This window comes from Acidibrevibacterium fodinaquatile (genome assembly GCF_003352165.1).
Classification (GTDB): Bacteria; Pseudomonadota; Alphaproteobacteria; order Acetobacterales; family Acetobacteraceae; genus Acidibrevibacterium; species Acidibrevibacterium fodinaquatile.
The window spans coordinates 38,605-45,771 of record NZ_CP029178.1; the positions used below are offsets into that span (position 1 = coordinate 38,605).

Annotated in this window: 6 protein-coding genes; 2 read left to right on the top strand and 4 right to left on the bottom strand. The window is 62.1% G+C overall.

Annotated elements, in window-relative coordinates:
• Positions 1 to 43 precede the first annotated feature (43 nt).
• The 3 genes from DEF76_RS19035 to DEF76_RS19045 form a co-directional block, all read right to left on the bottom strand.
• Positions 44 to 1,237, bottom strand: a complete 1,194-nt coding sequence (locus tag DEF76_RS19035) for a glycosyltransferase family 9 protein (RefSeq protein ID WP_114914090.1) — start codon at positions 1,235 to 1,237, stop codon at positions 44 to 46.
• Positions 1,238 to 1,452: 215 nt separating this feature from the next.
• Positions 1,453 to 2,715 (bottom strand): MFS transporter, encoded by a 1,263-nt coding sequence (locus DEF76_RS19040; protein WP_114914091.1) that lies wholly within the window; start codon positions 2,713 to 2,715, stop codon positions 1,453 to 1,455.
• Between the two features lie 30 nt (positions 2,716 to 2,745).
• Complete coding sequence (locus DEF76_RS19045) at positions 2,746 to 3,027, bottom strand: hypothetical protein (RefSeq protein WP_114914092.1); 282 nt, start codon at positions 3,025 to 3,027, stop codon at positions 2,746 to 2,748.
• Positions 3,028 to 3,228: 201 nt separating this feature from the next.
• Between DEF76_RS19045 and DEF76_RS19050 the strand changes: the two genes are divergently transcribed.
• On the top strand, positions 3,229 to 3,465 hold the full coding sequence (locus tag DEF76_RS19050) for a hypothetical protein (protein WP_114914093.1): 237 nt from the start codon (positions 3,229 to 3,231) through the stop codon (positions 3,463 to 3,465).
• Positions 3,466 to 3,594: 129 nt separating this feature from the next.
• Positions 3,595 to 4,236: a GTP cyclohydrolase I FolE gene (folE, locus tag DEF76_RS19055; RefSeq protein ID WP_114914094.1), complete on the top strand. Its 642-nt coding sequence runs from the start codon at positions 3,595 to 3,597 to the stop codon at positions 4,234 to 4,236.
• 162 nt (positions 4,237 to 4,398) lie between these two features.
• Here folE and DEF76_RS19060 read toward each other — a convergent pair whose 3' ends face one another.
• Complete coding sequence (locus tag DEF76_RS19060; RefSeq protein ID WP_275895716.1) at positions 4,399 to 7,158, bottom strand: AAA family ATPase; 2,760 nt, start codon at positions 7,156 to 7,158, stop codon at positions 4,399 to 4,401.
• Positions 7,159 to 7,167 lie beyond the last annotated feature (9 nt).

Genomic DNA, 7,167 nt, shown 5'->3' on the forward strand with positions numbered 1-7,167 from the left:
GTTTTTGACCAGTTTGCGAGTGGCAGCAGTCAACGCCAGTTGCTCAGATGCACATATCTGCCACCCTATGGGTTGTGCCTGATTGATGGAAGCGAAATTGCCACTGTGGAAAAGCATATTCTTTTATGGTGCTCGTGTCAGATAGATGTTTACCGCACGCCGCCACTACGTCTTCGATCGCAATCAACTGCATGCAGCGATTGTCGCCACCGCAAGGCGGCACCGCCACGTGATGAACACAAGGGCTGCATAACACCGGACGATAGAGAATAATTTTACGCTCCGGTGAGCCGAGATGCGCATTGTGATCGGGATGCACCGGGCCGAAAAGGCCCACGACCCGGGCCCCGAGAGCTAGCGCGAGATGCAGTGGTCCACTATCATTGCTGAGCACACAATCAGCGCGGGTGATCAGCGCCATGAGGCTGCCAAGCGTGGTCATGCCGGCGAAATTTCTTACTGCATTCCCTGATGTCGCAACCATCTGGTGGAGCTTACCAACATAATCCCGTTCCGATGAAGACCCAATCAGCGCCACACGAAGCCGCGGAGTTTGGCCAAGCAAAACGCTGATCGTCTCGGCATAGGACGTGAGCGGCCAGCGCCGAACATAGGCCGTTTCCGAGGCGTTGGGATTGACGATCAGCAGACGATCATATGCACCAAGCCAGCCGTGCAGAAGCGCATGCGCTTTGTCTTCGTCGGCGCGGCTTATTAAAAGGGCGTGATGTGGCTCGGATGGCGGACGTCTCGCCCCGGCGAGACGCGCCATTTCGAGATAAAGTTGATCAACCGGAGCAAAAGGATTGGCGAAAACTTCGTAGCCATCGCATGGGGCCGTCTCGCGCGCGCGGAAAAAACTGAACCGGCGAGGCGCGCCGCTTAATCGCGCCAATATTCTCCCAAGACGACGATGGGTATGAATCTGCAGATCGAAAAACATGCCGGTTTTTTCTATCCGTAACGCGCGCCCGAGGAGAAGCGTCTGAAGGATAGGAAAACCATTCGGCTCCAGGACTACAATCCGATCGGCGAGATTCATACGCTCGACCAGTTCGGCGTTAGAGGCGGACGTGATATAGATGATTGTCCGTTCCTTTCCGAAATGGTCACGCAGCGCCTGCAAAAATGGTCGTGTTGTCAGGACACTTCCAAGGCCGCCCCATTTCAGTACGCAGAGCGGTGGCGTTGTGCGATGCGCGGAAACATGGCCGTTTTGTAAAAAAGCAATGCTCATGCCAGCAGCATGTTCATATCCGATACTCCGGAACCGACACGGAAATTAACGCTGGAAGATATGTGCGTCCTCGTATATCTGCTGAGCAGAAATATGTCATGGAATGCTTTGTAACATTGAAACTGATACTCATTATTAATTTATAAAAAATGTTGATAACATCTTATTCTTTCTGAGCGTTGCGCAAACGTATGTTACAGTGCCTTGTAACAATCTCAAATTTTCGTGAAACCGCGGTCCCGCGCGAGAAAGGCGAAGCCAAACAGAACGACGTAGAGAATTTGCAGAAATGCCGCCAGCAGAAATGGCGCGGCAAGATCATTCGCGGCGATCCGGTCACCAGCTATGAGCGGGCCGAAGCCTCGCGGCAGCGCCAACGCGGCGGTGCCGAGACCACCAGCAAGGCCGCGCCTACTGGCCCCGACCAGCGTCATCATCACCGCTTCCATTGCGCCGGTCGCGCCGCGTTCGATTGCAAACCGCAAAATCCAGACCAGAGCCGCGAGCGGAAACGACGGGAGGAAAGGAAAGCCGAGCAGTAGCAAGGCACCTAGCCCTTGAAGAAAAACAAAGCTGCTCGCAGACCCAAATCGCTCCGTGAGTTGGCCAGTCAGCATGGCCGAAAAGGCCGCAGCAAAATAGGAGGCAGCTAGTGCTGGCGCGATCTGCAGCGGATCAAGATAGAATTTCACCGCGAACCAGTAGGCGATGAGCGGGCCGGAAAGCCCAAGCGAAACGCCGCTGAACAAGCTGATCAGACCAAGATACCAGAGCCGCTTGCGTTCGTCGTGGGCCAGTGGCGGAAGCGGTGACGCACTCTCGATATCCTTCTTCGGTGGACGGCTCTCGGGTATTGTCGCAAGCAGTCCAGCGATCACCAAGGCTATGGCCCCGCCGATCAGAAAAAGTGGCTGGTAGCTGCTAACACCGGGCAATGCGTGAGACCAGAGCGTGGGCGCGACAGCGAACAACGCTCCAAATCCCATGCCAAGAAATCCCGCCGCCGTATTTATGCTATACGCGGCGCCATGACTGGTGACCGGGATAAGCCCGGCCAGCCAGCTCAATTCCACAGGCACAAAACAACCGGGCGCACCATTGGCGCCGCGGCCAAATCCGGCGAACACCGCAGCGATGGCAATTACCGCCGGACGGTTGCTCCACGCCACGGCAAAGAAGGCCAGAGCAACCGCCACTTCATAGCCAATGAGCAGGCGCTTGCAGCCGAAGCGGTCGCTCGCCGGGCCAACCAACAGGCTGAGCACCGCGCCAAGCACGAAGCTCCCCGCCAGCACAGCGCCGATGCTGGTTCCCGACCAATGCAGGCTGTGAAGATAGAGCGTGAAATCGACGACCAGGCAGCCCTGCGCCAGGCTGCGCAGGAAACGTGCCACGAACAGACGCCGGACAGGTGACGGCCAAGCGGCGATGCGACTCTTGGCCCAGATGCGCCCGTTTCGCGCGAACGCCAAGCTCACGGCGCTGCCGCGAGAGGTGGCTCGCCGTGGTCAGTCGTCATCGCCGAATCGTCGCGGATAGTAATAGACTGGTGGTGAGTAGGCGACCGGCGGCGGCGGCGCGTAAACCGGTGGGGGCGTGTAAACCACCGGTGGCGGCGCGCCGTAGGGGACACCATAGCCCGGGCCGCCCCAGTGTTCATGCCAGTGATGCCATTCGCCCTCGTTCCAGCCCCCGTCATGCCAATCATGATCATGCCAATCATCGGCGATGGCACGGCCAATGCAGGATAGGAAAATCAAGAAAATAAGGAAATATGACCTCAACGTCATACCGCGGAATCCCTGATGATAAGGTTGGCGCACGAAGATCTTGATAAGACCACTGGATCGAACCTGGGCCTTGCCTTGTCCACGACCCTAGCGAATCGTGACCATGTTGCGAATTACAAAATGTAACCACGGAGCGCACTAACTCCCATTTGGCCCTGATGCGTGGTAGAATTCCCATAAACTCATCGGAGGAGTTGTAACATGTCACGCGGATTTTTGGTTTCGGCGCTTCTCGTGACAGTATCTGCTTTGGTCACAGCTTGCGACGATGACGATTATTATCGTCATGTTTATTATCCGCCACCGCCGCCAGTCGTGGTCCAGCCGCCGGCGGCGTCACCGCCCGCCTATTATGCCCAACCGCCAGCCTATTACGCGCCGCCAGCCTATTACTATGGTGGCTATGGTTATGGGGAACATGAGGGTGATGATCATTGAGTCTTGTTCGTAACAAAAACTCACTGAGTTGTGAATTCGCGAGCTCCAACGCTGATGTTGTTGTAGATATCGAATTAGGGATTTTACCACATCGTCGGCGGTCTTCACCAGGAAGGAGAAGTTCGCGCAATGAATGTCATCGTCAGCCAATCGAAGCTACGCAGCCAACGGATCGTCGATCGCCCATCGCGCAAGGAGGCGGAAGCGGCAGTTCGCACTCTACTGCGCTGGGCTGGCGATAATCCCGGTCGTGAGGGTCTACGCGATACACCAGCGCGTGTCGCCCGCGCCTATGAGGAATTTTTTGCCGGCTATGATACTGATCCGGTAGCACTGCTCACCCGAACCTTTGAGGAGGTGGAAGGTTACGACGAGATCGTGCTGCTGCGTAATATTCGGCTCGAAAGTGTCTGTGAACACCACATGGCACCGATCATCGGGCGCGCGCATGTGGCCTATCTGCCGGCGCATCGCGTCGTCGGTATCAGCAAGCTTGCCCGCGTTGTCGAGGCCTATGGCAAGCGGCTGCAGATTCAGGAGAAGCTAACCGCACAGATCGCTGCCACCATAAACGAAGTTCTGGAACCGCGCGGAGTGGCGGTGGTGATCGAGGCGGCGCATCAATGCATGACCACACGCGGCGTCCATAAACCCGGGGTGACGATGACCACCAGCCGTATGCTCGGCGCCTTCCGCGACGATCCAGCAACGCGGCGGGAATTCTTCGCCATGCTCCAAACCCACTCACCATCAAGTGGCTGCCAGGACTAAACTTCCGCTTGAACTCTGAACTGCTCCGGCTTCCCGGGTGCCATTTTGGTTGGATCCGAAAGCCTTATTGCCCCCCTCTTAGTGAACCATCCAGGGAATGTCGGAGAGCATTGACCACATTCCAGCAATCGCGCCATTTCCTCCGCCCGCCCGCCCTGAGGGTCATCGCATACCCATGCCGAAGCCAGGCGGCTCCGGGTCTGGTTCGGGCTCGGGCTTTGGTTCCGGCTCCGGCCTGGGCTGCGGCATCTGCTGCAGCGCCTGGGCGATGACTTCATCGCGGCTTTGCCGGGCGAACCCCTCAACCAGAGGGGCCTGGCCGGGGCGTTGCTGGCGCAAGGCAGCGAACAGGCCCGGGTCATCGACGATGGCCCGGGCGGCTTGCCAGACGCAGGTGACGAGGCGGACGAGTTCTTTTTTCTCCGCGGCGCTGCCCCGCCAGGTGCCGGCCATTTCCCGGAGGGCATGGCCGCTTTCGACAAAGACGTCGCGATAGCGGGACAGGGTCGCCGCCACGTCGTCGGATGTTGCCGGCGGCGGTGACGGTGATGACGGGCTGACGGAATCCGCCGCCGGCGCGGCCGGCTTGGCCACTGTCCCCGGATTGGGTGGCGCCTGCCCCTCCGACTGCAGGCGCTTCCGCGCGGCCTTGGCGGCGCGCACCGCACGGCTATTGTCGAGGGCAGCGCGGAAGACCTTGGACGCGGTAGCGGCCCGCTGCTGCTGGCGCGCCTGGTAGTCCTCGGCGGTGTCAAAGCGCAGCGATGAGCCGCGGTCATCACGCGGGCGCAGGATTTGTTCGGCGAGAGCGTCGAGGTCGGGGGCGAGGTCTCGCGGGACGAACAGCCGATAGTCGTCGCGATGGCGGGTGCCGATGACATAGGCGGCGCGGGCATCCCAGGCAAAGGGATTGTCATAGACGGCGGCGGTGCGCGGCTGCGTCTTGCCCTGGCCCTTATAGCCGGTGCCGCTATAGCCGAGCCCCCACTGGTCAAAGGCGCTTGGGTCAAAGCCGATGACCGCGCCATCATCCTTGACCACCTCCAGCCATTCGGCCGTCACCCGCCGCACGGTCCCGAACTCCGAGGCCGCAACGCCAATGGCGCGGTCGGTGCGATAGAACTGCACCCGCTCGCCGCCGGCGAGCGAGACCGCGCCCCGCACCGTCGCGAAGGCAAACGCGGTAAGGGTTTCTCCCGCCGCCTCCCGAGCCTCCCGCCGCCGCTGCTGCTCGCGCCGGTTCAGCGCCTCGACCTCGTCATTGGTGCTGGCATAGAGAAACCCCGGCGCCGCGGTCTCCGCCTGCGCCGCTACCGCTTGCGCCCGCGCTGCCTCGAGACTGTCGCACCAGACAATCTGCCCACGGTCGTTATAGGCGCGGAGGGCGGTGAGAATATCGCCGCGAGCAAAGTCGGCACTCGCCTGCGCCTGATAGGCCTGGCGCTGCCGCCGCACCTCGGTCAGCTCGGCGGCGCCATGCTCGGCCACCAGCTCGCTGAACATGCCGCCGCGGGCAACCGAAGCAAATTGCCGGTCGTCGCCGGCGAGGATGAGCCGGGCGCCACACCGCTCGGCGGCGGCGAGCAGTGTGGCCAGCATGGTGTTGTCGACCATCGCCGCCTCATCGACCATCACCACGGTGTTGCGGTCCCAGCGCTTGGGGTCACGCGCCAGCGCCCCGAGCTCGCGATGCAGCGTCGCCGCCTGGCGATACCCGTCCCGACGCAAATCGGCGACCACGGCATTGGTCGGGGCAAGACCGATGACCCGCTTGCCAGCTTGCTCGAAGGCGCGGCGGACCGCTTGCAGGGTATGGCTCTTGCCGGTCCCGGCACGGCCGATGACGATGGCCAGCCGCGAGCGGGTGGTCATCCGCGCCGCCGCCTGGCGCTGCTCATCGGAGAGCTCTGCCGCATCGAGCAGACGCTGAGCTGCGGCATTGAGCGCCGGCACCGAGGTTTCCGCGAGACGCTTGGCACTCTCGCGGATGAAAACCTCCTCGGCCCGCGCCGTCTTCGTCGTCCAGCCGATGCCCTCACCCCGCGGATCGACCAGGGCGACGGTCTCGGGGTGGGTCCGCAACGCTGCCTCGAGCGCCGCGCGCGCCTCGCCCTCGAGCCCGGAGGCATTGAGCGCTCGCCGCAGGTCGCGGGCGGTGAAGATGGATTTATGCGCGGTCAGGCTCGCGAGGATGGCCTCGGGGTCACGCTTGCGGACCTCGGCCACCGCGGCATTGGCCTCGGCGATGGCATCGCGCTCGCGACACACCGCCTCGCTCCGCATCTGGCCGCGGCGGTAATGCGGCTCCGCCATGCCACGCCGCTCCGGCACCGCTACCGCGAGACCCGCCCGCGCGAACCAGGCATCCTGGAACGCCGCCCAACGCTTGTCCCAGTCATCGCCGTCGCTGACAAAATGCGCTGCCCCCCGGCTGGCAAAGCCCGGGTTCATCGCCCGCGCCTTTTTGCCGAACCCGGTGGCGCCGAGGGCACGGGTGCTGATCAGGAGATGGGCATGGGGGTTATGGTCATCGGCATGGATCGCCCATTCGACGGCGACGCCATGCCGCTCGGGCTGCAGCTCGGTGGCGATGAAGGCGAGCAACATCGCCTCGCGCTGCTCCGGCGTGACCTCGCGCGGCAGGGCGATGGTCATGTGGCGGGCGATCTGCCCACCCTTCTTCCAGCGCCGCTCGCCGCTCTGGCGGTCGATGGTCTGCTCTGCCCGCTCGGCGGCACGCCAGAGCGCCGCCGGGTCATGCGCCCAGTCCGGGGCATCCCCGGGGAGGATGAGGCCATGGCCGAGAAGCTCCGCGCCGCGATGGGCGAAGTTATAGACACTGCCGCTGTCATCCGACCTTCGGGCGCGGGCGATATAGGCGGCGAGGCCGACGACGCTGCTGTCGTGCTCGGCGTGGACGATCTCGCAGCG

Bases quoted from the DNA above. Each gene is read 5' to 3' on its own strand.
- DEF76_RS19035 (WP_114914090.1), bottom strand. From the start codon at position 1,237: ATGAGCATTGCTTTTTTACAAAACGGCCATGTTTCCGCGCATCGCACA.
- DEF76_RS19045 (WP_114914092.1), bottom strand. From the start codon at position 3,027: ATGACGTTGAGGTCATATTTCCTTATTTTCTTGATTTTCCTATCCTGC.
- DEF76_RS19050 (WP_114914093.1), top strand. From the start codon at position 3,229: ATGTCACGCGGATTTTTGGTTTCGGCGCTTCTCGTGACAGTATCTGCT.
- folE (WP_114914094.1), top strand. From the start codon at position 3,595: ATGAATGTCATCGTCAGCCAATCGAAGCTACGCAGCCAACGGATCGTC.